The 25,319-nt window shown below is 30.5% G+C and carries 26 protein-coding genes; 7 read left to right on the top strand and 19 right to left on the bottom strand.

Going from position 1 to position 25,319, the window contains the following annotated elements:
- Positions 1-16 precede the first annotated feature (16 nt).
- The 6 genes from MW871_RS07345 to MW871_RS07320 all read right to left on the bottom strand — a co-directional run bounded on the left by MW871_RS07345 (position 17) and on the right by MW871_RS07320 (position 5,206).
- A complete protein-coding gene (locus tag MW871_RS07345) occupies positions 17-1,075 on the bottom strand; it encodes a nucleoid-associated protein (protein ID WP_248428102.1) in 1,059 nt (352 codons plus the stop codon).
- Positions 1,076-1,243: 168 nt separating this feature from the next.
- Positions 1,244-1,783 carry an IS1096 element passenger TnpR family protein gene (locus MW871_RS07340; protein WP_188049779.1) on the bottom strand — a complete coding sequence of 180 codons (540 nt, stop codon included), beginning with the start codon at positions 1,781-1,783 and terminating at the stop codon, positions 1,244-1,246.
- A gap of 212 nt (positions 1,784-1,995) precedes the next feature.
- Positions 1,996-2,607 (bottom strand): HPP family protein, encoded by a 612-nt coding sequence (locus MW871_RS07335; RefSeq protein ID WP_248428101.1) that lies wholly within the window; start codon positions 2,605-2,607, stop codon positions 1,996-1,998.
- Between the two features lie 4 nt (positions 2,608-2,611).
- On the bottom strand, positions 2,612-3,892 hold the full coding sequence (locus MW871_RS07330; protein WP_248428100.1) for a chloride channel protein: 1,281 nt from the start codon (positions 3,890-3,892) through the stop codon (positions 2,612-2,614).
- Between the two features lie 308 nt (positions 3,893-4,200).
- Positions 4,201-4,596 carry a hypothetical protein gene (locus tag MW871_RS07325; RefSeq protein ID WP_248428099.1) on the bottom strand — a complete coding sequence of 132 codons (396 nt, stop codon included), beginning with the start codon at positions 4,594-4,596 and terminating at the stop codon, positions 4,201-4,203.
- A gap of 43 nt (positions 4,597-4,639) precedes the next feature.
- Positions 4,640-5,206, bottom strand: a complete 567-nt coding sequence (locus tag MW871_RS07320; RefSeq protein WP_248428098.1) for a sugar O-acetyltransferase — start codon at positions 5,204-5,206, stop codon at positions 4,640-4,642.
- 140 nt (positions 5,207-5,346) lie between these two features.
- Between MW871_RS07320 and MW871_RS07315 the strand changes: the two genes are divergently transcribed.
- The 5 genes from MW871_RS07315 to MW871_RS07295 all read left to right on the top strand — a co-directional run bounded on the left by MW871_RS07315 (position 5,347) and on the right by MW871_RS07295 (position 11,032).
- Positions 5,347-7,506 carry a TonB-dependent receptor gene (locus MW871_RS07315; RefSeq protein WP_248428097.1) on the top strand — a complete coding sequence of 720 codons (2,160 nt, stop codon included), beginning with the start codon at positions 5,347-5,349 and terminating at the stop codon, positions 7,504-7,506.
- Between the two features lie 176 nt (positions 7,507-7,682).
- A complete protein-coding gene (locus tag MW871_RS07310) occupies positions 7,683-8,303 on the top strand; it encodes a hypothetical protein (protein WP_248428096.1) in 621 nt (206 codons plus the stop codon).
- Between the two features lie 12 nt (positions 8,304-8,315).
- Entirely contained in the window at positions 8,316-9,671 is a 1,356-nt protein-coding gene (locus MW871_RS07305) for a histidine kinase (protein WP_210643997.1), read from the top strand.
- A 199-nt stretch (positions 9,672-9,870) separates the two neighbouring features.
- A complete protein-coding gene (locus MW871_RS07300) occupies positions 9,871-10,224 on the top strand; it encodes a 2TM domain-containing protein (RefSeq protein WP_188049787.1) in 354 nt (117 codons plus the stop codon).
- Positions 10,225-10,261: 37 nt separating this feature from the next.
- Positions 10,262-11,032: a LytR/AlgR family response regulator transcription factor gene (locus MW871_RS07295; protein WP_248428095.1), complete on the top strand. Its 771-nt coding sequence runs from the start codon at positions 10,262-10,264 to the stop codon at positions 11,030-11,032.
- A gap of 107 nt (positions 11,033-11,139) precedes the next feature.
- Here MW871_RS07295 and MW871_RS07290 read toward each other — a convergent pair whose 3' ends face one another.
- The 11 genes from MW871_RS07290 to MW871_RS07240 all read right to left on the bottom strand — a co-directional run bounded on the left by MW871_RS07290 (position 11,140) and on the right by MW871_RS07240 (position 21,983).
- Positions 11,140-11,322, bottom strand: coding sequence for a CsbD family protein (locus tag MW871_RS07290; RefSeq protein ID WP_188049789.1), 183 nt, complete (start codon positions 11,320-11,322; stop codon positions 11,140-11,142).
- A gap of 213 nt (positions 11,323-11,535) precedes the next feature.
- Entirely contained in the window at positions 11,536-12,309 is a 774-nt protein-coding gene (locus MW871_RS07285) for a CDP-alcohol phosphatidyltransferase family protein (RefSeq protein WP_210643993.1), read from the bottom strand.
- Between the two features lie 111 nt (positions 12,310-12,420).
- The gene (locus MW871_RS07280; protein WP_248428094.1) at positions 12,421-13,443 is read right to left on the bottom strand and encodes a COX15/CtaA family protein; all 1,023 of its coding nucleotides are present in this window, start codon (positions 13,441-13,443) and stop codon (positions 12,421-12,423) included.
- A gap of 51 nt (positions 13,444-13,494) precedes the next feature.
- Complete coding sequence (locus MW871_RS07275; RefSeq protein WP_370566830.1) at positions 13,495-14,922, bottom strand: CCA tRNA nucleotidyltransferase; 1,428 nt, start codon at positions 14,920-14,922, stop codon at positions 13,495-13,497.
- A gap of 45 nt (positions 14,923-14,967) precedes the next feature.
- A complete protein-coding gene (locus MW871_RS07270) occupies positions 14,968-15,537 on the bottom strand; it encodes an L-threonylcarbamoyladenylate synthase (protein ID WP_188049793.1) in 570 nt (189 codons plus the stop codon).
- A 7-nt stretch (positions 15,538-15,544) separates the two neighbouring features.
- Positions 15,545-17,410: a DUF3413 domain-containing protein gene (locus tag MW871_RS07265; protein WP_248428093.1), complete on the bottom strand. Its 1,866-nt coding sequence runs from the start codon at positions 17,408-17,410 to the stop codon at positions 15,545-15,547.
- Between the two features lie 7 nt (positions 17,411-17,417).
- The gene (locus tag MW871_RS07260) at positions 17,418-18,056 is read right to left on the bottom strand and encodes an acetyltransferase (protein ID WP_248428092.1); all 639 of its coding nucleotides are present in this window, start codon (positions 18,054-18,056) and stop codon (positions 17,418-17,420) included.
- Positions 18,050-19,141 (bottom strand): DegT/DnrJ/EryC1/StrS family aminotransferase, encoded by a 1,092-nt coding sequence (locus tag MW871_RS07255; RefSeq protein ID WP_248428091.1) that lies wholly within the window; start codon positions 19,139-19,141, stop codon positions 18,050-18,052. The genes MW871_RS07260 and MW871_RS07255 overlap by 7 nt, the downstream gene beginning before the upstream one ends.
- 95 nt (positions 19,142-19,236) lie before the next feature.
- Positions 19,237-20,058 carry a glycosyltransferase family 2 protein gene (locus MW871_RS07250; RefSeq protein ID WP_248428090.1) on the bottom strand — a complete coding sequence of 274 codons (822 nt, stop codon included), beginning with the start codon at positions 20,056-20,058 and terminating at the stop codon, positions 19,237-19,239.
- A gap of 2 nt (positions 20,059-20,060) precedes the next feature.
- Entirely contained in the window at positions 20,061-21,035 is a 975-nt protein-coding gene (locus tag MW871_RS07245) for a hypothetical protein (RefSeq protein ID WP_248428089.1), read from the bottom strand.
- Positions 21,036-21,038: 3 nt separating this feature from the next.
- A complete protein-coding gene (locus MW871_RS07240; RefSeq protein WP_248428088.1) occupies positions 21,039-21,983 on the bottom strand; it encodes a WaaS/CpsH family glycosyltransferase in 945 nt (314 codons plus the stop codon).
- Between the two features lie 87 nt (positions 21,984-22,070).
- Here MW871_RS07240 and MW871_RS07235 point away from each other — a divergent pair, with 87 nt between their 5' ends.
- Positions 22,071-22,832, top strand: coding sequence for a PhoP regulatory network YrbL family protein (locus MW871_RS07235; RefSeq protein WP_248428087.1), 762 nt, complete (start codon positions 22,071-22,073; stop codon positions 22,830-22,832).
- A 148-nt stretch (positions 22,833-22,980) separates the two neighbouring features.
- Here MW871_RS07235 and MW871_RS07230 read toward each other — a convergent pair whose 3' ends face one another.
- Positions 22,981-23,289 (bottom strand): winged helix-turn-helix transcriptional regulator, encoded by a 309-nt coding sequence (locus tag MW871_RS07230; protein ID WP_248428086.1) that lies wholly within the window; start codon positions 23,287-23,289, stop codon positions 22,981-22,983.
- Positions 23,290-23,441: 152 nt separating this feature from the next.
- On the opposite strand from MW871_RS07230, the gene MW871_RS07225 reads away from it, so the two are divergent.
- A complete protein-coding gene (locus tag MW871_RS07225) occupies positions 23,442-23,990 on the top strand; it encodes a YceI family protein (protein WP_248428085.1) in 549 nt (182 codons plus the stop codon).
- Between the two features lie 258 nt (positions 23,991-24,248).
- Here MW871_RS07225 and MW871_RS07220 read toward each other — a convergent pair whose 3' ends face one another.
- Positions 24,249-25,319: a glycosyltransferase family 9 protein gene (locus MW871_RS07220; RefSeq protein WP_248428084.1), complete on the bottom strand. Its 1,071-nt coding sequence runs from the start codon at positions 25,317-25,319 to the stop codon at positions 24,249-24,251.

Here is a 25,319-nt window from a genome sequence, read left to right as displayed (position 1 = left end):
ATTTTAATTATAAACCTTACGATTTTTGTTCTTTATTAAAGTAAACTAAGTAATAGTACATTTGTTTTTCTTCATCCCAACCTTTTTCAACATATTTCTCAGCACTTTCAGGATTAATAAAATCCATTTTAATTTGGATATGCGTGTCTAAATTAATTACGTTTTTGATTGACTTACGCGCATCAGAAACAGCTGCATTTGCTATTGGGAAAGAAGTGACATCTTCTATGCTGTATTTTTCTCCTTTATCTATTTTATAATTTTTAAATTCCGGAATTAAGTCTGGATTGTCTAGTACTTCATTCAAGAACGCAGTTTCTTCAAACTCATCATTTTTGGCAAAGTAATTCACAGAACGGTTCATGAACATAACTTCTTCTTTTTTGTCTTCCGCAGGAAAAACTACATCTTTAGCAAAGTTTTGACAGAACTTTAAATATTTTTTTGTGATAAAATTTTCGTCTTCAAATGCATCAACAGAAAGGAAATGCTCTAACCAATATCGAGCATCATAACGGTTGCTATCTACAGTAAGAATTTTATATCCTTCTTCTTTCTTGTAATTAAAGATCAAACAACCTTTGTCTAGTTTATTTAAACTTACACCTTGTTGCAAAATCATTTCTAAGTGAGTTGCTTTTTCTTCAAATTGTAAAAAGTCAGCTTGAATTTCACTCTTAAAAATCCCAATAGCATCAACCACATTATTATCAATACTCAAGTTAGTTAAGTACGTGACATATACTTCACCGTTTTTGATGTGTGGATGATTGGATTGCTCAAATAAATGATTTGTTATTTTTTTAGAAACTTCGTGAATAGTAGATGGATTATCAAAAACTTCAGTAGCAAACTTGAACATGTCATTGTAATCTAAATCGATTTCATGAGCAAACTGAAAATAGTTTTCTTCTTTTTCTCTAAACGTTTTAAAGAAGAACTCTTTCATCAAAGGCACAATTTCATCATTCAAATTAAAAGGTTGCTCTGATAAAAAAATTGGCTCATTTCTACTTTTGTTACCAACTCTATGAATTGATAAGTTTTCGATATGGGTATTATATAGGTTGATCATTTTTTTTGAAAGTGTTTAGAGTTAGGTTTTGACATTTGTTTACACTTATAAATAGAAGTGTTAAGTTCAAGTTATTATGTGCAAACAAAATAACATTTCATCTTTGGGAAATGTTTTAATTTTAGGTGTTTTGATCGACTCTGTTTTTAACTAGAGCACGAGTTTTGACTAATTCCAGTTCTCTTCAAATCCGAAATCTTCAAAACTGTCGTCTCCTTCAAACATGTCCAAATCATCTTCGTCTAAGCCGTCCTCATATTCATCATTGTAATCATCGGCATTGTCTGATTCAAAGTTTTTTTCCATTGCTTCATCAGGAATTTCACCATGAGAAAAAATAGTTTCAGGATAACTGTTACCAGTAACTGGATCTTCAATAGCTGCTAATTCTACTAGGAATGTCCACATATTAATGAAATCATAAACATAAATAATCTTAGTATTTTCCTTATCTAAAATTTCAGATAATGGATAATCACTCATTATTTTTTGTTCACCAACTACATCTCCAGTATCAAAAAGAGAGATTTCATCTTCTTGATTCCAAGTCTCGTCGCAAGTGTAAAAAGAAGCAACGTCCATCCCATCAAAACCAAAGGAATTGAAGATAGCATTGTGTAAATCTTCTAATGTATCTTCTTCTAATATTGCAATATCTCTAAAAACATCTTCTTCTGCGTCTAGAATCACTCTAAATTTATAAACCATAATCGTTCCTGTTTTTTTGAATGGTCAAAGGTAAAATATAATTTTAGATTTTGTCTCGAAGTTTTGAGACAGATTTTAGTTTTGTTGATAAGATTTTTGCGTATGCGAAGAGAATCAAAAGTGATAAAAGAGAAAATTTATTTAGCTATAATTAAAATATAAAAAGTGTCAAAGGACTTCTTTTTTTGGTTATACAACTAATTTCTAATGATTTAAAAAGAGGTTTTTTTGTTAAAAACTTTGGAGATTCTTTTTCTGAATTTGTGGTATTTTTTATGACTCGGATAGAGTCTGTTGTGTGCCATGTTGTTAGTAATTAAGGCTACTGCAAGTAAGATTAATGCGCCACTTAAGACAGGCGAAAGAACGTACCAATAGCCTAGATTTTTAACTTTTTCAGAACCCGCAATTGCAATTAATGCTGTGGCGCCACCAGGAGGGTGCAAGGTCTTGGTAATTTGCATTAATACAATAGAGGAAGCTACAGCAAGTGGAGCAGTTAACCAAAGGATATCTGGTAAAAATTTATAAATAGTAACGCCAATCAGGGCAGAAATTACATGTCCTCCGATGAGATTTCTGGGTTGTGCTAATGGGCTTTGAATAACGCCATACACTAAAACACTAGAGGCACCAAAAGAACCAATTAAATAAACCATATCTGATTTTGGAAGCACTGTAGATTGCAAATAAGCAATAATACCCATGCCTACAAATCCGCCTACAAAAGCCCAAAAATGTTCTTTAAAATCAACCAATGTTTCTTTATATAGAATGTATTTAGTTTTGCGGTAGTTCCTTTTTATTTTATGAATAGATGACATATGCTTATTTTGCTAGAGTAGGTGAATAAGTATATACGGTAAAAGGATAAATCATTTTTGCAGTATATTTAGAAATCAAACAAACTACTAAAATAGGTAGAAATAAGGTATAGTCATTAGTCAATCCGCACACTAAAAATATAGCGGTAAAGGGAGCGTGTATACTAGAACTTAAAACCGCTGCCATTCCAATAATCATAAAATTTAGAGGAATTACATTTGCATCCAAATAACGATTTAAAAGTAAGGCCAAAAACAAACCTAAAAAAGCACCAATAAAAAGGCTAGGAGCAAAAACACCTCCGTCACCTCCAGAAGCCAAGGTGGCCGAAGTAACAATTGGTTTTAATAAAATGATTCCGATAAATGTTAAAGCTAATGAAAACGTAAGTGTTGTCGCATTAGGATTTAAAAATAAGATTTTCATTGTATGATAACCTTCTCCGTATAATTGTGGGAATAAGATAAAGGATAAGCTTAGTATTAAGGATCCTAAAATTATTTTAAAATGAGCTTCTTTTATTTTATAGAACTGTGCTTTAAAAAAGAGTACCGCTCGCGTAAGATATACAGAATGAAGGGCGGCCAAAACTCCTAAAAGTATAAAATAGGGAGCCGCTTTTAAGTGCCATGTTGTTACATCGACAGCAAATAAAGGTTCTTCGTGTAATATGTAGCATAGCGCATAAGCCACTGTAACGGAAATTACATTGGAGAGTATAAACGCTCGAGTTATTTTTTTAGAAATTACTTCAAAGGAAAATAATATTCCTGCTATAGGACTACTAAATAAAACCGTAATTCCGGCTGAAATTCCCGCACATATTAATTCTGTTTTGTATTGTCTAAAAACATTTTGTTTGCGTTGTGCTACCGCACCAATAGTTGCTGTTGCCACAACCGTTGATACTTCAATTCCTGTAGATCCACCTGAGACTACGGTCAGTAATCCGTTGATAAAATGGGAAGGGATTTTGTAACTGGGTAAATTTTTTGATTTAGAATTTACACTTTCAAAAATTTCTTTAATCCCTTTGTTTTCCTTTTTTTTAAAAAGATATTCTCTAAGAAAAAAGATTATAGACAAACCAAAAATAGGAAATACTACAAAAAACACTGAATTTATAGTAGCTCTATGAAAAAATATAGATTCGTAATACTCCGTAGCATTCTTTAAAACGATTCCTAAAAAAGCAGAAAGAAAACCAATAAGAATGGATACTATAACTAATTTTTTAACTTTAATAAACTGATAATTTTTTTTAATTTTTGCAGTAGTATTCATTGTGAGTAGTTTGTATTCTTTTGTTTAGATAAGATGAGAAAGCACACTCTTTAAAAGGAATGAGTTTGTGTTTCACAAATTTAAAAAAACAAAACCACAATAGAACTGAAAAATACATGTTCTTGCCGTATTTTATGATTTCTTCATTTATTTAGCCTATAAAAAATCAAAATTCATTTATTTTTCATAAAAGCATAAGGGTAAGTTGTTTGTAGAAATACTAAAAATTATAATTGCTATTTTGAATAGCAAAACGAAATGCAAATTGTTTTTAATCAAAAAGAAATCAAAAGATTATTTTGCTGTTCTTATTTTTTCTCTTCAGAACATAGTCCAACTATTTCATGAAAAGTGTTATGTAAATCAGTAATCGATTTCAAAATTTCATCGTCAGTTGCTTGAGATTGAACTAATCTATGTAAACCTTTACTTTTTACTTGTAGTTTTTGTGCTGCTGCTAAAATTTTGTCAGTTCTAAATTCTACAGGAATAGCTGATTTTAATAATTGTGCGGCTTGATTCATCATTTCCTCCGAACGCGATTTAATAGGAGCTAGATTTCCTTCTTCGGCAGGATGAAAAGTAGCTGACATTACTTCATGAAATTCTTTGATAGCCGGCCATTTGTCAAAAGTTGATTGTGCAGAAACTGAGTTGACAATTAAAACAAGGATAAATACGAGAAATAATTTAAAGTGCTTCATGGTTTTTATTTAATAGTTTGATAGTTAGATAAATGTAATTCAATTATTTTTGGGATTCATTTAATTTCCGAATAATTTTCGCTGGATTTCCAACAGCTAGGCTATTATCAGGTATGTTTTTTGTAACCACTGATCCAGCACCAATAACACAACCATTCCCAATAGTAATTCCAGGACAAATAACCGTGTTTCCGCCAATCCAGCAATCGTTGCCAATTTTTATAGGCAATGCATTTGCTACTGTTTTACGTAATTCTGCATTAAGTGGATGGCTCGCGGTGTATAACTGAACGCCTGGAGCAAAAAATACATTAGATCCAATTGTTACTTGAGCAGCATCTAATACCACACAATTTACATTAAAATATACATTCTCACCACAAATGATATTGTAGCCATAATCACAAAAAAAAGGAGGCTCTATGTAAAGATTTGCTCCAGCATTAGGAATAAGTTCTTTTAATATTTCTCGTGCTTTTTTTGTTATTCGGTATTCTGTTACATTCAAACGATGCAATAGATTTTTCGATTTTCGTCTGTCTTTTACTAGAATAGGATCACCTGAAAAATAATTTTCTCCTGCGATCATTTTCTCTTTTTCGGTATTCATAAGCATATTTTTAGTGTTGTAAATGTATAAGAAAATCGTTCATATCGCAACTCATCCCCATTTATTGACAGTTCGGTTAGCTTTTGTTTTAATGTTAGTTGGGCACCAATATATTTGCTTCATCAACTAAATCAAATGATATGAAAATTTTAATCACTGCTTGTCTTATATTAATTTCCACTGTATTTTTTGCTCAAACAATTATCTCTGGTAAAGTAGTAGATCAAAAAGGAAAGCCAATTGCCGGTGCAAATATTTATATTGAAGGAACGTATGACGGAAGTTCGAGTTCAGAAACAGGCGATTTTAACTTTGAGACTACTACCACTGGCAATCAAATTTTAGTGGTGAGTTTTCTAGTTTTTGAAACCTCAAAAACACAGATTGATGTTTCCAATTTTCAAAACAAAATCATCAAGCTAAAAGACAATGTCAATGCATTGGATGCGGTTGTAATTACTGCAGGAACTTTTGAGGCTGGAGGAAAAGCAAAAGTTTCTGTTTTAAAAGCGCTTGATATTGTAACTACAGCTGGTTCTGCTGGAAACATTATCGCGGCATTACAGACATTACCTGGAACGCAAAACGTGGCAGAAGACGGGAGACTTTTTGTGCGTGGAGGCGAAGCCAATGAAACACAAACTTTTGTTGATGGAGTTCGAGTAGCACAACCTTATGGTGCTTCGGCACAAAATCTGCCTACTAGAGGTCGTTTTTCTCCTTTTTTATTCGACGGAATCTCCTTTTCTACAGGAGGTTATTCTGCAGAATATGGCGAAGCTTTATCAAGTGTTTTATTGCTGAATACAAAAGATGAAGCCGATTACAATAAAACAGAAATTTCTTTAATGACGGTAGGTTTAGGCGTTGGAAATACTCAAAAATGGAAAAAAAGTGCACTAACGGTCAATGCCTCTTACATCAATTTAGCTCCTTATCAATATGCAATAAAACAAAACGTAGATTGGAATAGACCTTTTCAATCTTTATCAGGAGAAACCGTTTACCGCTATAATTTCACGAATGGAATTTTAAAAGTTTATGCTGCTTTTGATTCCTCAAGGTTTGACGTAAATCAGGAAAACATCAATGCACCACAAAAAATAAGAGTAAATTTAAACAATAATAATTTTTATTTTAATACTACATACAAAGGAGTTTTTGGTTCAAATTGGCAAATTAATTCAGGAATAAGCTACGGTTATAGTAAGAATAAAATCAAATTTGATTTAGACAATGTTGATAATGATGAAAACGCAGCGCACTTTAAATTGAAATTAAAAAAGAATATTTCTAATCGATTTAAAATGTCTTTTGGAGCTGATTATTTTATAACCCAATTTGATGAAGATTTTAAACCCAATACTGGAATAGCAAATGCTGTTGGATACAATAGTGCTATTGCAGCTATTTTTACAGAATCAGATATTTACTTTTCTAAAAAACTGGCTGCAAAAGTTGGTTTGAGATTTTCAAATAATAGTTTACTGGAGGAAACGGCAATTGCTCCTAGAATATCACTGGCTTACAAAATGACAAAAAACAGTCAGTTTTCTTTGGCTTACGGAGATTTTAGTCAGTCTCCAAATTCACAATACATCAAATATTCTAAATTTCATCAATTTGAAAGTGAGAAAGCTTCTCATTATATTGTTAATTATCAGTTTAGTAAAACAGGGAAAACTTTAATTGCAGAAGCGTATTTTAAGAGCTATGACAATTTAGTAAAATATGATACCCCAACCATTCAATACAATTCGGTTTTTAATAATTCAGGTTCTGGATATGCTAAAGGATTAGATTTATTTTGGAGAGATGGAACGACTTTTAAAAATTTAGAATATTGGATTTCTTATTCCTACATTGATTCGCAAAGAGATTATAAAAACTTTCCTACTCAAGCTACACCAAGTTTCATTGCTAATAATAGTCTTTCATTAGTTGCTAAATACTGGATTAACGATTGGAAATCACAAATTGGTTTTACTAATTCATTCAGCACTGGCAGACCGTATAATAATCCCAATGAAACGGAATTTATGAACGGAAAAACAAAAGCATATAATAATTTAAGTTTTAATTGGGCGTATTTACTATCCCAACAAAAGATTTTATATTTCTCTGTTTCAAATGTTTTAGGAACTCAAAACGTTTATGGCTACGATTATGCAAAAAATCCAAATTCAAACGGAATTTATAATCGTACCGCAATAACACCCACTGCAGATCGCTTTTTGTTTGTAGGCTTCTTTTGGACCATTAGTGCAGATAAAAAAGACAATCAATTAAAGAATCTTTAATAAAAAACTTTTAACTCTCTAAAAATAGTGGTCTAAAAACAGTTCATCATATTATTTCAACACTTGAGTAAGTATAAATTTTAAAAGAACAGGCATCGCCATACTTTTGAAATAGAATTAGAGAAAATCAATATCAAACGCATTTATAAAATATAATCATTTAACAACTAGAAATCATGACTAAAATTATCACTAGCATCGCCTTATTTATTTGTAGTTTATTGTCGGCTCAAAGCCAATTTGATCAAGGCATGGGAAAAGCTTTTCAGCTTTGGGGACAAGGAAAAAATACAGAAGCATCAGATTTATTTGAAAGAATTGCTGCTGCAGAGCAAACAAGTTGGTTGCCTAATTATTACGTAGCATTAATAAATACAACTGCGGCTTTTCAAACGAAAGATAAGGAGCAAATAAATTTATTGTTGTCAAAAGCGCAAAATGCAGTAACTATAGAAATGACTAAAAATCCTAATAATCCCGAACTATTAGTACTGCAAGCGATGATTCATACTGCTTGGATAGCTTATGACCCCATGACAAACGGACAAAAGTTATCTGGAAAAGTAATGGAGTTGTATGGCAAAGCCTTAGCTATTGCTCCAGAAAATCCGAGAGTTGTTTTCGAGAAAGCACAATTTGAAATTGGTGCCGCAAAATTTTGGGGAACCGATACCAAACCAATGTGTGCTCAAATTGAAAAAGCTATTGGACTTTTTGCTACTTTTAAACCTGAAACTACTTTTTCTCCAAAATGGGGATTGGAGAGCGCTATTGCAGCATCAGCAAATTGTAAATAACAGCATAAAATAATGGAAAATCACAGAATCAAAACATTTACAGAGTTTAGCAAAGGCTTCATGGTTTGTTTCAAAATTAGCTTAATTTTTACTTTAGTCTTTTCTATAGTTCAAATGAATTTTGAATTAGAGAATGTCATACGAACCTTCTTGGTAAGTTCCCTGTATTCTTTCGGTATTGGTTTTGGTAACGGAATGATTAACGTATTACTCGATCGAAGATGGGATTGGCTTGAACAAACGAATTTGAGAGTTTATTTTGGAATCATTACCACAGTTTTATACACCGTTCCTGTTGTTTTACTAATTGATTATATCACTTTTGTGATGTTTCAGGATTTAGATCCGGGACAATTTTTTAGTGAGAAAATGATTTTTGTTCATCTTTTTTATATCGTTTTGTCATTGGGAGTTTCCATTTTTATTCATGCAAGAAGCTTTATGGTCAACTGGAAACAAGCTTCTAAAAAAGAAATTATTGAACATAAGATTATTGCAGGAACTGCTTCGGCAAAATTTGAGACTTTAAAAAACCAAATAGATCCTCACTTTCTTTTTAATAGTCTGAATGTCCTGAGTTCTCTAATCGAAGAAAATCCAGATAATGCGCAGCGATTTACCACTTCCTTATCAAAAGTGTATCGCTATGTTTTAGAACAAAAAGACAAGGAGTTGGTTAGTGTAGACGAAGAATTAGCATTCGCCAAAACCTATATGAACTTATTAAAAATGCGTTTTGAAAATAGCCTTTTTTATGAATTACCTACAACCAATATAAATCCGGAGGCAAAAGTGGTTCCGCTATCCTTACAGCTTTTATTAGAAAACACAGTAAAGCATAACGTAGTTAGTGAACAGAAACCGTTACACATCAGAATATTTTTAGAAGGTGATTATCTTGTTGTTGAAAATGATTATCAAAAAAAAGATGTTTTGCAAGAAAGGCAAGGCGTAGGACTTCAAAATATTATCAGTCGATACGAAATTATTACCAATAGAAAAATACAAATTGATCAAAATGAAAAGGTATTTGCAGTCAAAATACCAGTTTTAACAAAAAAAATAACAATCATGGAAGCATCTATAAATTATGGAAAAGAGAACTCTTATTTTAGAGCTAAAAAACGTGTTGAAGAACTGAAAGGCTTTTACGGAAACTTATTATCGTATTGTTTTGTCATTCCTATTTTAATATTTATCAATCTTACTTATTCACCCCATTTTCAATGGTTTTGGTTTTCAGCTGCAGGTTGGGGTTTTGGATTAATTATGCATGCTCTAAAAGTATTTGGTTATAGTACTAATTGGGAAGAACGAAAAATAAAAGAGATAATGCAAAAACAAAACAGTAAAGAAATTTATAAGTAACGTAAAGAAAAAGAAATAATAGAAAAGAAATATAATAATGAAGAACAGTATGCCAAAGCAGTTGAAAGAGTAGCAGCAATAAAAGTCTTTAATTATATACCTTACTTTGATAAGGATTGGGAATAAAAAAAGATAAAAGGATTGATAGGAAAGAGATAAAGAATATAAATAATAGATTAAGAAGTTAAATTTAAGTATCATGAAAAGAGACCGCGAAAATAGATATGATAGAAAAGAAATGGATTTAAATAATCCGGATTCTGAATATGAAATGGCCTACCGAAAAGTAAAAAAAATTAAAGGTTTTTATATTCATTTAATGGTGTATGTTTTAGTAAATGCTTTTATTATTCTTTCGAGTATGAATAGAAATTCATTTCAAAATGGAGATTTTCTAAATTGGCAAACTTATTCAACCGCATTGTTTTGGGGCATAGGCTTAGTAGCTCATGGATTGTCGGTTTTTGGAAGAAATATATTTTTTGGTGAAAATTGGGAGGAGAAAAAAATAAAGCAATTTATGGACAAAGAAAAAAGTCAGAAATGGGAATAATTCTAAATTTATTTATTTACAACTTTAAGATTAAAAAATGAAAATAATCATCATCGAAGACGAAAAACCAGCTGCAAGATTATTGCAAAGAAAACTGCAAAAACTAGATATTGAGGTAGGAGTGATGCTTCATTCTGTAGAAGAAGCAATTGATTGGTTTACAAAAAATGAACATCCTGATCTAATTTTTCTAGATATTCAATTATCAGATGGTTTGTCGTTTGAAATTTTCGAGCATTTTTCTACTTTGCAGCAAACAATAAAAAGTGCTGTAATATTTACAACAGCATACGATGAATATGCGTTAAGAGCTTTTAAATTAAATAGTATTGATTATCTTTTAAAACCTATCGATGAAGAGGACTTGGAAGTAGCTGTTTCTAAATTTAAAGCGCGATTACCCAAACAAGAAGCGCTTCAATTTGATTTCGAACAAATTAAAAAAATGCTTTCCAATCCTTTTGATAAAACCTATAAAAAACGTTTTACGGTAAAAATTGGTCAACACTTAAAAGTGATTTCGGTTGAAGAAATTGAATGTTTTTTTAGTGAAAATAAAGGAACTTATATACATACTTTTGACAATCGAAATTATTTGATAGATTCGACTTTAGAAGTTTTAGAACAAGATTTAGATGGAGCAAATTTCTTTAGAATTAGTAGAAAATTTATTATACCTCTTAAAGCAATTAAAGAAATTTTAGTACATAGTAACTCTCGCTTAAAGATAATTTTGCCCACATATAAAGAAGATGAGGTTGTGGTGAGTAGAGAAAAAGTAAGTGATTTTAAAACATGGATAAACTAAGTATTAGCAATAAAAAAACTGTCTCAGATACTAAGTGCAGCAATTCAAAATGAATACAGTTGCAACAGTATTTGAGACAGTCAAATTAACTAAACAGTTTTTTAAAATTAATCAAATAATGATTTAATTTCTTTTTCTGTTTTACCTAATTTTTGCTGTAATTTACCCCACATTTCATCTTCTTTTCCTTCATCGTAAAGCAAATCATCATCAGTTAATTCAGCATATTTTTGTTTAAGTTTTCCTTTAAACTCATTCCAGTTTCCTTTAATCTCTTTTGAATTTGGCATAATTTCTAAGTTTTGAATTAATAATTGTGTTTTACAAATTTCAGAAATATACTCACAAATTCTCTTACAGAATTAAAATTTAGTTTTATATAATTCTAACTTTCAGATAATTATATATTTATTTTGACTTAAATAAAAGATTTGTATAAAGTAACTTAAGTGACTGGAAAATAATAAAATAAAGGCATGTGATAGATTATTACTATGATAGTTTTAGACCTTAAAAACTAATTTTCTGATTCCAATCAGTGCAAATATAAGCCCAGTGTAAGCAATAAAAAACGGAACTATATATTCAATAAGTTGTAGAGGTAACATGATGGCAATAATCAATAACTGAAATCCTAATCCATAGAGACTGACTAATGTCATGAACCAATTAGGAAACGTCTTAACCTTATAGGCATCATTATCTAACAGGTGAATTATTTTATCGAATGCGCCATATACAATAGTGTAAATAAAGAACAAAATATCTACTGATTTTTGACGCTCTCCCGGTAAAGCGCGAGGTGATTTATTTTCGAAAATCTTGCTCGTAGTATCTCCACCAACCGATTTATTTCTTAAAATTACATAGTAATAATTGTATAAAGTGCCTTGCAATTGAATGCCAATAAATGCCAATAAAGTAAGCCAAATACTAGTGTTTGAAACATAGCAAATGGTCATCAAAAACAAAAAATTTAAAATGATATCAAATACGCTATCTAAGTATCTTCCGGTATAAGAAGGTGTGTTTTTTAATCGTGCTAATTCACCATCGGCTGCATCAATAATTGACTTTAAAATGATGAAAAAACCAGCTAATAAATACTGATTTATTAAAATAAAGTAAATAGCAATTAATCCAGAAACACCAAAAACAAGCGTAACATGAATAGGAGTAAAGCGAGTGTTTTTAAGTTGATTGGCAATAAAATTTCCAATAGGTCTTCCATAATCTGATAAATCTAAAAATTTATCTTGAGGAGCTAGTTTAGACATTTAAGTTTATAAGCAAAGAAATGCGACAATATAGTCTGGTTGTATTTTTGGTATTGTGTAACAATTGGTTGTTAGTAAAAGTAAGTTAAATAATTTATGTTTTTTACAATACTATTTAGACAATCGGTGTAAGGTAAAGGTCATGGCTGTAAGTAAAAAGAAGGCCATAATTTGGTGTACCAAACCCAACCACAACGGAACGCCATACAATAAAGTGAAAACACCTAATGTAAATTGTATAAATACGAAAATTAATAAAGTGTTTATTCCTCTTTTTTGAATACTTGTAAGGGCAAATTTTTTGCTTCTTATGTACAAAGCAATTATAAGAGCAACTACAAAATAGGCCATAGTTCTGTGAACGAATTGAACCCCACTTTTTCCTTCAACAAGATTCAAGAATAATGTTTTTTGTTCTATAAAAACACTGTCATGTATAAATTGTCCATCACTCATTAGTGGCCAGTGGTTGTGAATTAAACCGGCGTTTAAACCTGCTACAAATCCGCCATAAATAATTTGAATTATCAAAAAGACTAATGCAACTCGTGCTAGATTTCGTAGAGGAACGATTACTTCAATTTTATTTGGATAGATTAAATCTAATGCAACCCAAAGCGTGTAAGCAAACGTGATAAATGCAAAAGTAAGGTGTAATGCTAATCTAAAATGACTTACGTCTGGATCATCAATTAAACCACTTTTAACCATAAACCATCCTAAAAAACCTTGAAAGGCACCCATAGAAAGTAATACGACACACTTTTTGATAGTTGGGCTTGAAAGACGTTTTTTTAATAAAAAGTAGAAAAATGGAATAATAAATACTAGGCCAATGATTCTACCAATAAATCGGTGAAACCATTCCCAGAAATAAATGAATTTATAGTCACTTAGCGTAAAATCATTATGGATGTTGATTTTTTGATATTCCGGAAATTTCTTGTATTCTTCAAATGTTTGTAACCATTTTGCCTCTGTAAGTGGAGGGAAAGTATCTGTTACCAAATGCCAATCCGTCATAGACAAACCAGAATTTGTCAATCTAGTGATTCCTCCAACAACAACCATTATAAACAATAATAAACAACCGGATAGCAACCAGATGATCACGTAATTATTCTCTTTTTTCATTGTTCAAAATTAATTTATACAAAGGTATTTGAAATCTGTTTATTTCTCAATTCAACAAGCGTTAATCTTTAGTCCAATTTTTGCAGCTCTCTTTAGCATAAATGCATAAGCTGCATTATATTCGTTAGGAATTTCTCCTTCTAAAATGGCTTCTTTAATGGCTTCTTTCAACATTCCGATTTCCTTAGAAGGTTTTAAATTAAAAAGAACCATGATTTCCTCACCAGAAATAGGAGGTTGAAAATTGCGTACTTGATCGCGTTCTTCTACTTCGACAATTTTCTTTCTAACGATTTCAAAATTATTGTGGTATTTTTTAAATTTATTTGGGTTTTTAGTAGTGATATCTGCTTCACATAAAGTCATTAAGTTCTCTACATCTTCTCCAGCATCAAAAACTAAACGGCGAACCGCAGAATCTGTTACGGTATCTTGCGACAAAACGATAGGACGAGAACTCATCATTACCATTTTTTGAACAAATTTCATTTTGTGATTCAATGGCATGTGCAAGCGTTCGAATATTTTTTTGGCCATTTTACCACCAAGAAATTCATGTCCGTGAAATGTCCAGCCTTGTTTTTTATTAAATCGTTTGGTGGGCGCTTTTCCAATATCGTGTAACAAAGCGGACCAACGCAACCAAACATCATCGGTATTAGGGCAAATATTATCTACAACTTCTAATGTATGATAAAAATTATTTTTATGTGTATGTCCTTCAATTTCTTCTACTTGATTTAAAGCTGTTAATTCCGGAAGAATAATATCTAAAAGTCCAGTTTTAAATAACAGTAAAAAACCAATAGACGGTTTGTCTGTAGAAAGAATTTTATTGAGTTCCTCTACGATGCGCTCTCCAGAAATAATTTTGATTCGTTCCGCATTTTTTGTGATTGATTTTAAAGAGTTTTCTTCAATTTCAAAACCCAACTGATTGGCAAATCGAATTCCTCTTAACATCCTTAAGGGATCATCAGAAAAAGTAATGTCAGGATCCAGAGGCGTTTTTATTGTTTTATTTTCTAAATCAACTAAGCCATTAAAAGGATCTGATAAATCTCCAAAATTTTCTTTATTTAAAGATAAAGCCAACGCGTTGATCGTAAAGTCACGTCTGTTTTGGTCATCTTCAAGAGTACCATTTTCCACCACAGGATTTCTGCTTTCAAAATGATACGATTCTTTTCGAGCACCTACAAATTCAATCTCAGTATCTTCAAAACGCAACATGGCGGTTCCATAGGTTTTAAAAACTTGTACTTTAGGTTTTTTTGGAAGTAATTCAGACACTTTTAGAGCCAATTCAATTCCGCTACCTACGGCAACAATATCAATATCTTTTTTGAATTCTCTTTTTAAAATCAAATCTCTTACGAAACCACCAATCACATAACTATCAATGTTAAGTTCTTCGGAAGCTTGAGTTATGACTTCAAATATTTTGTTATGTAGGGCTTGTTTGTAGTTTTTCAAAATAATTTTTTTCGGTCTAAATTGATTCCTCTTTATAGAAGTGAGTATTTATTTACGAATTACTTTAACTTGAGAATCACTCGTTAATTTAATTATTGTTGACGGTTTTCCTGCTATTTTATCGCGGTGCAAATTTACAACATAGTCTACGCCTTTTATAATTTCAGGACTAATTTCTTTAAAACTTTTTGGAGTAGGTTGGCCTGATATATTTGCCGATGTAGAAACAAGTGGCTTTTTCATTTTTTCTAACAACTTAAAGCAAAAAGGTTCCTTTACGATTCTAATTCCTAATGTTTGATCTGCAGCAATTAGATTTGCCGCTACGTTTCTTGGTTTGTCTAACACCAGTGTGGTAGGATTTTCTGAAAGATCCATGATTTGCCATGCTACTTCGGGTATATCTTTAAACACATTGTACATCATGCGTTCTCCATTCATGAGTACAATCATGCTTTGTGTTTCTGCTCTTTTCTTAAGCTTGTATATTTTAGCTACAGCTTCAGGATTGGTGGCATCACAGCCAATTCCCCAAACGGTATCCGTTGGATAGAGTATAATTCCACCTTCCTTAATTATATCGTATGCGTTTTGAATTTCTTGATTACTATTTTCCATAAAAAAATTATTTGTTTTTTATATAAAATTTATTTGTTTCCTTAAAAGCATTTTCAATAACGTCGTAATTAATATCTTTGCTTAAGGTGTTCAGTTTTTGGTCTGTAATTTCAAATAAGCCAGAAGCATAAATGTTTGTAATTTGGTTTTGCTCAATTACAGAATACTTTTGATTGTATCCGCATACAAACCAATCTCTTTTTTTGTTTTCGTATATATCTCTTCCTGCACTGTATTCTGCAGCTTTATTGGTTGTTCCTAAATAATGCTTCATTAGGGTAGGAACAATATCATAATGCAAAGTTAAGTAATCATATTGTTTTGGACTTTTAGAAGCATCATAAATTAACATAGGTACTTGAATCTGAAATTTAGAAAAATTTCCTCCGTGTTGCCAATACCCTTTTTTATTGTCATTAAATTCCTGACCGTGATCTCCGGTAATGACTATTATAGTATTTTGTAATTTATTATTTTCCTTAAGATGTGAAATTACTTTTCCTATTTCATTATCAATAAAATGAAGCGCATTTTTGTATCTGTTTATTAGTGGTTTTGCATCGTATTTATCACTCAAAGCCAAAAAATCAACTTCTTTACAAGCTGGTTTAAAAGGGATTGCATAGGAATCTGGATAATCAAATCCGTGGGCTGCATCATAAAAGACAAAACTAAAGCTAGGATTTTTTGTATTTCTTTTTTTGTAATATTCCAACCAATCTTTTGTAACATCTTGATCTCTCTCATCAGGAGAATCACCATCAGAGAATAAACGAATATTTTTTATTCTGGAAAATACATTCCTATCAAAAGGTGGATTTTCTAAAGTAGCACTACTAAAAATACCAATTTGATAGTTTTGCTTTTGTAACTCATCTATAAAAACAGGTGATTTTTCAACTCCCGTAAACGAGTCGAAATAGGTAGCAGGTATTCCATAAAACAATGAAAAGATTCCTCCTGTGGTCATGTTCGAACCGCTGTTGTGATTTTGAAATACTTGTGATTTCTCAGAAAACTGTGCGATGTTAGGAGTTATTTCTTTTGACATGCAATCAAAACGCCATGAATCTATTACGATAAATACAATATCTTTTTTATTTTCTAACGGTATCGAACTAATTGGTTCTAATGGATATTGGATGGAATTTTGAGTCTGATTTTTACTAATTTCTTTATTTCGGATAATCAATGCTTCATCTACAAGTCCCAGTTTTGTCATTAAACCTTCAGCTGTTAAAGGGAAAAAAGCAGGATAAATATTTTTATATTGTAAAACTGGCCTGTAAAAATTGACATCAGCCCAAGCAAATATCGAATGACTATAAAGCAAGCATATGACAATAAACGCAAGTGTTTTTCTAATGTGAAATTGATTTGTTTTATCAATTATTCTTTTTGCAATCCAGAAAAATAAGAGCTGCATTAGAACTAAACCACCAACAAATAAAATAGAAGTAATGACATTTGAAGTAGAAAATTGGAAGATGTCGCTGGCTCTTTTTCCAAATAACAAACTAAATACGATAGGCGATAAATGGTATCTAAATTGATTGAAAATATTAGCATCCACTTTAAGAATGAGCAACACTAAGAGCATCAATATTATAAATATTATGCTACTCAATCGTGTAGATTTTGTAATAAAATAAATCACTATGCTCAATAATAGTGGAATAGCTGTCAGTAAAAAGAAGTGACTTATTGTTGTTGCTAAAAAATAAATTTTTGCTTTTATTTCATTCCCACTTTCTATATAACTTAAATAGGGAAGAGCGATCAACAACACTAAAAAAAAATTGAATAAAGATTGTATATAAAGTTGTTTTAAAAATCCCTTGTTTATGGATTTTACTTCAGTATTTTGAAACATATTCTATTTATTGATTGAAATATTTTTTGATTATTGCTGGTACTCCAGCTACCATACAATTATCGGGAACATCTTTTGTAACCACAGCTCCTGCGGCTACAATTACATTTGTGCCAATTGTGATGTTGGGTAATACAGTAACATTGGTTCCAATGGTAGAATAATCTCCAATTTTGCAATTTCCAGATATATTTGAACCCGGTGATATTTCGACAAATTTGCCAATTTTTGTATCGTGACCTATGGTACAATTCAAATTTATTAATACTCCTGTTTCAATATGTACGTCGTTAGTTATTACTACACCACACATAATGTTGCTGCCAGTTTCTATTATTGTATTGTAGTGTCCAATTTTTGCATTTGTACTAATTACAGAAGAGTAAATTCCACCAATTGCAGTAAACTTATCAAAAAGTTGCTTTCTCAAAATAGGATTTCCTATTCCAATAGTAAATAATTTCGATTTGTTTTTAAAGTATTCCGAAGCAGTTTCTAAATCGGTAATAATTTCAAATTTATTATAAAGTGTTTTTGCTGTCAGTACGTTAACATCATCATAAAATGAAATATGTTGTAATTGATCGTTAATGTGTAAAACTTCAAGAACTTCTTTTGCAAAACCTTTTGCGCCAACTATTAACATGTTAAAGGATTTATTAAATTAACTATTACTGACACTTCTTCATCGGTTAAGTCTTTATATAAGGGTAAACATAAAACTCTAGAAGCAACTGATTCAGAAATGGGCATATTGGCACCATGTACATAATTTACTTTATTCAAAGAAGGATAAAAATACCTTCTTGGGTAAATTTTATTGTCGTTGAGCGTTTTTAATACAGTTAGAAGCATTTCTTCCGATTCGAAAATAACAGGATAATAACTATAATTCCATTCTGTATTTTCTCTAATTTTAATTTTAGATATTCTTTCGAATTTTAGATTTTTAGTGTAAAAATCTACCACACGTTTTCTGTTTTCAAATATGGAATCAAAGTGATTCAAAACGGTTAATCCCATAGCAGATTGTAATTCTGATATTTTAGCATTAATACCCAAACCATGAAAATCTTCAGGACCATTGTGTCCAAAATTATGAGAGTAAAATATTTTTTCATACAGTTTTTGATCCTTACAAAAAATAGCGCCACCTTCTCCAGTGTGAAATATTTTGGTAGCGTGAAAACTGCAAGTGCTTACAGTACCATAATTAAAAATGGATTGTCCTTTGTAATTGACACCAAAACAATGCGCAGCGTCATAAATTACATGTAAATTGTGTTTTTTAGCAATTTCTTCAATCCGTTCTACATGACAAGGATTCCCAAAAACATGTGTTGCTAAAATTGCTGTTGTTTTATCGGTAATAGCAGCTTCAATTTTTAATTCATCAATCGTAAGATAATCGGGATCAATATCTACAAAAACAGGAGTGCAATTTTCCCATATTATAGCAGATGTAGTAGCTATGTAAGAGAAAGGTGTTGTTATTATTTCTCCGTAGTTTCCTAAAATTTTTAGCGCAATTTGCAGCGGTATCGTTCCGTTGTTGGTAATAAGAATAGTATCAACAGCTAATTTCTCTTTTAATTTTTTTTCTAATTCTAAAGTAAGTTCACCTCTATTAGTAAGCCATTCATTTTTCCAAATCCGTTCTAAATAATGATTGTACTCTTTTAGCGGAGGAAAAAAGGATTTGGTAACATATATGGGATGAGATAAAGACATATTTTTTTTGTAAAATTCGATTAAATTATTTTATAAATACTTGATTTATAAAGTTTTTAATAACAAGATGTTTTCTTTTTAGTATAATTCTAAATTTATTTTTTGGTATCAAAAAAACGTTTTATTTTTTTTATCTTTTTATCCCAAAAACCAGCATGTTTCATTGCAATTTTTTCAATTTGAAGATCTATAATTTTCTGAATTTGTCCTTCAAAATTTATTTTTATTGAATTCAAAAAAGAAATTAGTATCTGATCTTGCTCTGCATTACTTTTAGAAGACCAATAAGAGGTTCCGTGAATACGGTAAACCGCCATTACTTCATCAATATATTTGATCTTTCCGTATTGCGCATTCAATAAATGTAAAAAATAATCACCTATTGGAGCATTTTTGAAATAATCAGGAAATTCAGGAAATAATCGATTTCTATAAACAACACTTGGTGTATGAATTACATTTTTTAAAGCTAATTCTTCAATTCCGAATACGGATGGAATCCTTTTTTTGAGATTGTCTTCTTTAAGAGTGTTGTTAATTTCAAGATTTACGTTGTGAAAACAAATACTAAAATCATTATTTTGTTCTAAAAAATCTACTTGTTTTTGAAGTTTAGAAGCATCTGTCCAATAATCATCACCTTCGCACAAAGCAATATATTTTCCATTCGCAGCATTTAAGGCGAACATAAAATTTGGCATCATTCCTAAATTCACCTTCTGATCATAGTACGTAATTTTACATCTCGTATTTTGATTTTTTATAGAACGAATAAGACTGTCAGAATTGTCCGTAGAACAATCATTAGATATTATAAATTCGAAATCAAAGTCAGTTTCTTGCTTTAAAACGCCTTGAATCGCCTCTTCAATATATTTTGAATGATTGTAAACAATCATTATTACACTTAGCATCATCTTTAAGAATTGTTTTTAGTGAAAAGACCTCTAATATCATCTAACATTCTTTGTTTTTCCGATAAAACAAATGCTCTAAATGATGTAAAATCATTTTTAACAGAATCGTAATTAGTCATTATGTGACGTATTTTTTCTATTACAATTTCTGGAGTAATTTCATTTTCATGTAATTTATAAATTTCTGGAATGCCTAAATCTTCTTTAAAACCAGAAGTTCCTTCCCTTCCTGTTAATAGACAACAACCCGAAATTAGAGCTTCACGCGGAATTTTATCTCTTCCAGGAAAATACCCAAAATCTACATGCAATTTAGCTTTTCTCAATAAATCACGCATCTCTATTCTAGTCATTCCAGATAGCGGTACCCATTGGTATTGGGGCAAAAGTTTTATAATCGGTTCAATTTTATCAAATCCTTTTTTAGGATTGTAAGTAATAATGTCTTTTTTATCAAAATCCTCTATTTTAGGTAAATTTTCAAAAAATACATCAGCAACATAATCACATAAATACTGTGCCGGATTGCATAATTCTTTTGTATCTAAATACTCTTTTGTACGTTGTGATTGATACCAATGTGTGATCGTTTTATTTTTCTCAAAGCGATATTCAGTATGTTTGTAAGGTACAAATATTTTTCTTAAAAAATTCTTCTTTGCTTCTCTACTATTCATTGCCATTTCATAGAAAGTAAGACTCAACCACCAAACTTTCTTCTCAGCCAATGGAAATCTTGCCATCCAGTTGGTCATCGATTCTGGAATAATCATTACATTATCGGCACTATCTTTTACCTTATAGGTATATGGAATTTGATAGTCTTTATAAAAAGGATGTACAGGATTTGATTTTCGTTTAGAATAGAGCATCGTAACATCATAACCATTTTTTTTTAATAAATGACCTAATTGATGCAAAGCTTCTGGGCCTCCTGTTGCTTTGTTTGGAGGACATAATATAAATATACTTTTCATGTTTTAAATAAATTCATTAAACCATCCGGACAGTTTGTACTTTTCTATTATTTCTTGTGGAATTTCTACAAAAGGTTTTTCAAAAAAGTCAGAAATGATGATTGGATTTTTTGGATCAATTATTAAAATATTATTCTCGTTATAAAAATCGTAGTTGCGAATAGAGGCGTTGGTTGTTATTAGTTTTTTGTGCCATCCCAAACTTTCGAAAACTCTAAAGGATAAGCCCGACTGATTTTTTCTTTGTAAATCTAATAAGCAACCTACCTTTTTAATCTGATTATTAACTTCTTCAAGCGGAATTGTTTCTTGAACAGAGGTAACTAAAGTGTTATTTTTAAGTTTTCTTTTTTTATCAAAAATAATGATTTTATAAGGAATGTTTATTTTCCTCAATTCTGTGGCAATTTTTGTGATAAGTTCTAAACTTCTTCCATAAGAGGATATATTGAAAACCGATTTTGTAATTTCAGTTTCTTTTTTCTCTTGAAAGTTATAAATAAAGTTTGTTTTATGTCTTAAATTGTACTTTTCGCAATCTTCTTTTTCAAAAGAATAAACAGTATCAAAACAATCTAAAACGCCAATAATTTTAGGACATCTTTTGATGTTGTCATTAAAAAAAGCAGTCGATTTTTTAGTGTATTTTTTTATCTTACTCGCAAACTCTGGAGCAATAAAATCTCCTTTGATAGTAAGTATTAAATCTTGTTTATTCGGATTTTGGTCTAATTCGTTTAAAATCTGTTTGCCATAAAATTTCGTTTTTAAATTTTGCTTAAAAAACGACTTTAAAATAAAATTGTAGGCTTTAAATAAGACATTGGGATATTTATATTTAAATTTACTGAAATCAATATGGTGAACCTCGTGTCCTTCCTCCGATATGTGGTCAACAATCTTTTGGTTAAAACCCCAATTATCAAAGGATATCACTGTAATTTTCATGTTAAATTGAAATATATTTTTGCGAAATTAACTATTAAATTTGATTAGTAAAAGATAATATATACTTTTGAATTAAAATATTTATTTATGCATTCTAAATACCACAAAAAATTTTTAAAATTTGATAATTTAATTGACAATTGCATTAAATATTTTGAAACTTCAGGCGAAAATTTTGTTGTTGGGAATAGAAATAATATCAAACTTTTTAAAGTAGAAGATTTAATTTTAAACATAAAATCTTTTAAAAAGCCCAATTTAATTAATAAAATCGCCTATAAATATTTTAGAAAATCCAAAGCCAAACGCTCTTTTGAATATGCTACTATTTTATTAGAAAAAGGAATAGGAACTCCAAGTCCAATTGCTTATTTCGAGAATTTTGATGCCTTAGCATTAAACGAAAGTTATTATGTTTCCGAACATTTAGATTGTGATTTGACCTACAGAGAATTAGTCGAAACGGATTATCCTGATGCAGAAAATATTTTAAGACAATTTACTCGTTTTTCTTATGATTTACATCAAAATGGAATTGAGTTTATGGATCATTCGCCAGGAAATACCCTAATTAAAAATAATGGAGACGGCAAATATTCCTTTTATTTAGTTGACCTAAATAGAATGAAGTTTCATGAATCAATGTCTTTTGAAATGCGCATGAATAATCTAAGACGTCTTACGCCTCGCAAGGATATGATTGTCATTATGAGTAATGAATATGCAAAAGTATCTGGAGAATCGGAAAAATCTGTTTTTGAAACACTTTGGGCAATGACAAGCGATTTTCAAGAAAAGTTTTCGAGAAAAAAAAGATTGAAAAAACAATTCCAGTTTTGGAAAAAATGATTTTAATTTAAAACTATTTTTTCTGTAGAAATTATTTTACTCACTAAATTGAATTTTTTATAAAAAAAATGGAACTTTACTTCAGTGTCAAATATAGTTATGAATCAATTTTTATATAGGAGTTAGCGGTCACCTTGTTATAAAAATCCTAATTCTCAACAATTTCTTTCCGAAAATGAACTCCCCAATTTAGCATTTCATCGAGCAATTTTTGCATAGATTTTCCTAAAGGTGTAAGCGCATATTCCACCATTACAGGCATACTGTCGTAGAGCGTTCGAGTAATAATTTTATTTTCTTCCAAAGCCTTCAATTCTTGCGACAACATTTTCGGTGAAATGTCTACAATATCTCTTTGTATTTCTCCAAATCTTTTATTACCAAATGTCAATGCAATAATAATAGGTATTCTCCATTTACCTTGGATTACTTCCAATGCATCTCGTGTTACCAACATTTTTTGTAAACAGACCGCTCCTTTTTGATTCATAATTAATTGATTTTCAATATACTTAACCAAAGGTAACTAGTTACGAGTAGGTAACTACTATGGTTTTGATAGCAAAGTTATATAAATTTGTGCTATTAATAAATATTTAATACAGAAAAATGGTAAATTCAAAAAAATGGGTCATAGACCCAATGCACTCCGATGTTTTATTTAAAATTAAGTACTTGGTTATTTCTACGGTAACTGGTTCATTCAAAAAATTTGAAGGAAATTTTATTACCGAAGGAAATGATTTTAGTAATGCAAAAGTCAATTTTACAATTGATGTAAAAAGCATTGACACCAATCAATCGCAACGTGATGAACATTTGCAAAGTGGTGACTTTTTTGAAGCAGAAAAATATCCTGAAATCACTTTTGAATCTACTTCATTTGTTAAAAAAAATGAAACTGATTACAAAATGATTGGTAATTTAACTATGAAAGGCGTTACAAAATCGGTTGAATTAAATGTAGAATATGGTGGTTCATCAGACAATGGGCACAATGTTTTGAAACACGGTTTTGAAGTTACAGGAACCGTAAATCGTATCGAATTTGGAATGACTTGGAATAGACTTACAGACACTGGTGGTTTAGGATTAAGTGAAGATATTAAACTCATTGCAAACATTCAGATTTCGGAATTGGAGGAATCATTAAAATAACTAAATGCTAACTGCGAATATATAAAGTATTGGAAATCGCCTTATGCTAAAAATAAAAAACCTTGTTTAATTTTTTAGTTAAACAAGGTTTTTGTCTCTAAACCAACCACAGAAAAAGTTAACCGCTAGCCGTTACAAGATATTTGGGTTTTAGGCTGAATTTAAAGATGGTTTTGTAATTGTAAAATTTGTGTTTAATGGAAAAAACTCGCATCTTTAATCCCAAACATCCTGTAGCGACAAGACGTTAATTTGTGATTAGGGTAAAAGGTGCTGCTTTAAAAAAGGAATCATTTTTTCGATTACAAACGCAGGTTTCAAATTCTCATATAAAGAAATAGCATTCTCTTTTAAAGCTTTTTCTGTCTTGTCATAAAAAAGTGCTGGCAAAACATCTTTAAGATGAATTGAAGTATGATGAATTCCGTCTTCAAAAGTTGCCCAAATTTTCTTTTCGATCCAGGGAGAAAAAATAATAAAGGAAGGTTTTCCTAATGCTTTGGCTAGATTTATAGCACCACCGTCGTTTCCTATAATAACATCACATTTACTCATTATAGCTATATATTGTCTTAAATCAGCTCCTAAAAGATCGAAATAAATGTTTTTTTGAGTTTTTGTAGCGCAGTAATTATATATAATTCTAGCTTCCTCAATTTGGCTAGGAAAATAATTAAATACAATATTTATCTGGAACGAGTCACTTACAGAATCTAGAATAGCAGCCATATACTGCGGCGGATAAGTCTTAAGTTTTTCGCTCCCTAGCAAACTCACCATTACGGTTTTTCGAGATTCATCTATTTTATGTTGCTCAAAAAGAGCAGTAGCGAACTTTATTTCCTCCTGGTCAAGAAATACTTTTGGAAAAGGATCAATAGATATAGTTAAATTCAACGGAGAAAGTAATGATAATCTCCGTTCAATGGCTAAGCCAAAATTTGATGATGGATTTTTTGCTAGCGGAATGTTATAATCGTATAAAAATGTCCTTCCCGTTTTTTGATAAGATATTTTTTGTTTAGCACCAGAGAGCAATGTAATGATCCAGCTTTGTAATTTTGAATAAGCATCAATTACAAGATCATATTTGTTTTTTTGGATTTGAAAAGCAAATTTGATCAATTCAAAAAAACTATTTTGTGCTTTTTTATCAAAAATAATAAGGTTGCTAATGTTGGGATTTCCTTTTAGAACTGCAACGGTATTGTCATTTACCAAATAATCAATCTGAGCATTAGGATAGGCTTTTCGTAAATTATTACAGATAATGCTACTTACTAAAACGTCACCAATCATTTTGTGTTGAATTACTAAAATTCTCATCAT

Source organism: Flavobacterium pygoscelis (genome assembly GCF_023162025.1).
GTDB classification, from domain to species: domain Bacteria; phylum Bacteroidota; class Bacteroidia; order Flavobacteriales; family Flavobacteriaceae; genus Flavobacterium; species Flavobacterium pygoscelis.
This window is presented reverse-complemented; position numbering and strand designations above follow the sequence as displayed.

Excerpts from the sequence above, each read along its gene's own strand:
- MW871_RS07345 (WP_248428102.1), bottom strand. The coding sequence starts at position 1,075 with ATGATCAACCTATATAATACCCATATCGAAAACTTATCAATTCATAGA.
- MW871_RS07340 (WP_188049779.1), bottom strand. The coding sequence starts at position 1,783 with ATGGTTTATAAATTTAGAGTGATTCTAGACGCAGAAGAAGATGTTTTT.
- MW871_RS07335 (WP_248428101.1), bottom strand. The coding sequence starts at position 2,607 with ATGTCATCTATTCATAAAATAAAAAGGAACTACCGCAAAACTAAATAC.
- MW871_RS07330 (WP_248428100.1), bottom strand. The coding sequence starts at position 3,892 with ATGAATACTACTGCAAAAATTAAAAAAAATTATCAGTTTATTAAAGTT.
- MW871_RS07325 (WP_248428099.1), bottom strand. The coding sequence starts at position 4,596 with ATGAAGCACTTTAAATTATTTCTCGTATTTATCCTTGTTTTAATTGTC.
- MW871_RS07320 (WP_248428098.1), bottom strand. The coding sequence starts at position 5,206 with ATGAATACCGAAAAAGAGAAAATGATCGCAGGAGAAAATTATTTTTCA.
- MW871_RS07315 (WP_248428097.1), top strand. The coding sequence starts at position 5,347 with ATGAAAATTTTAATCACTGCTTGTCTTATATTAATTTCCACTGTATTT.
- MW871_RS07310 (WP_248428096.1), top strand. The coding sequence starts at position 7,683 with ATGACTAAAATTATCACTAGCATCGCCTTATTTATTTGTAGTTTATTG.
- MW871_RS07305 (WP_210643997.1), top strand. The coding sequence starts at position 8,316 with ATGGAAAATCACAGAATCAAAACATTTACAGAGTTTAGCAAAGGCTTC.
- MW871_RS07300 (WP_188049787.1), top strand. The coding sequence starts at position 9,871 with ATGAAAAGAGACCGCGAAAATAGATATGATAGAAAAGAAATGGATTTA.
- MW871_RS07295 (WP_248428095.1), top strand. The coding sequence starts at position 10,262 with ATGAAAATAATCATCATCGAAGACGAAAAACCAGCTGCAAGATTATTG.
- MW871_RS07290 (WP_188049789.1), bottom strand. The coding sequence starts at position 11,322 with ATGCCAAATTCAAAAGAGATTAAAGGAAACTGGAATGAGTTTAAAGGA.
- MW871_RS07285 (WP_210643993.1), bottom strand. The coding sequence starts at position 12,309 with ATGTCTAAACTAGCTCCTCAAGATAAATTTTTAGATTTATCAGATTAT.
- MW871_RS07280 (WP_248428094.1), bottom strand. The coding sequence starts at position 13,443 with ATGAAAAAAGAGAATAATTACGTGATCATCTGGTTGCTATCCGGTTGT.
- MW871_RS07270 (WP_188049793.1), bottom strand. The coding sequence starts at position 15,537 with ATGGAAAATAGTAATCAAGAAATTCAAAACGCATACGATATAATTAAG.
- MW871_RS07265 (WP_248428093.1), bottom strand. The coding sequence starts at position 17,410 with ATGTTTCAAAATACTGAAGTAAAATCCATAAACAAGGGATTTTTAAAA.
- MW871_RS07260 (WP_248428092.1), bottom strand. The coding sequence starts at position 18,056 with ATGTTAATAGTTGGCGCAAAAGGTTTTGCAAAAGAAGTTCTTGAAGTT.
- MW871_RS07255 (WP_248428091.1), bottom strand. The coding sequence starts at position 19,141 with ATGTCTTTATCTCATCCCATATATGTTACCAAATCCTTTTTTCCTCCG.
- MW871_RS07250 (WP_248428090.1), bottom strand. The coding sequence starts at position 20,058 with ATGATGCTAAGTGTAATAATGATTGTTTACAATCATTCAAAATATATT.
- MW871_RS07245 (WP_248428089.1), bottom strand. The coding sequence starts at position 21,035 with ATGAAAAGTATATTTATATTATGTCCTCCAAACAAAGCAACAGGAGGC.
- MW871_RS07240 (WP_248428088.1), bottom strand. The coding sequence starts at position 21,983 with ATGAAAATTACAGTGATATCCTTTGATAATTGGGGTTTTAACCAAAAG.
- MW871_RS07235 (WP_248428087.1), top strand. The coding sequence starts at position 22,071 with ATGCATTCTAAATACCACAAAAAATTTTTAAAATTTGATAATTTAATT.
- MW871_RS07230 (WP_248428086.1), bottom strand. The coding sequence starts at position 23,289 with ATGTTGGTAACACGAGATGCATTGGAAGTAATCCAAGGTAAATGGAGA.
- MW871_RS07225 (WP_248428085.1), top strand. The coding sequence starts at position 23,442 with ATGGTAAATTCAAAAAAATGGGTCATAGACCCAATGCACTCCGATGTT.
- MW871_RS07220 (WP_248428084.1), bottom strand. The coding sequence starts at position 25,319 with ATGATGAGAATTTTAGTAATTCAACACAAAATGATTGGTGACGTTTTA.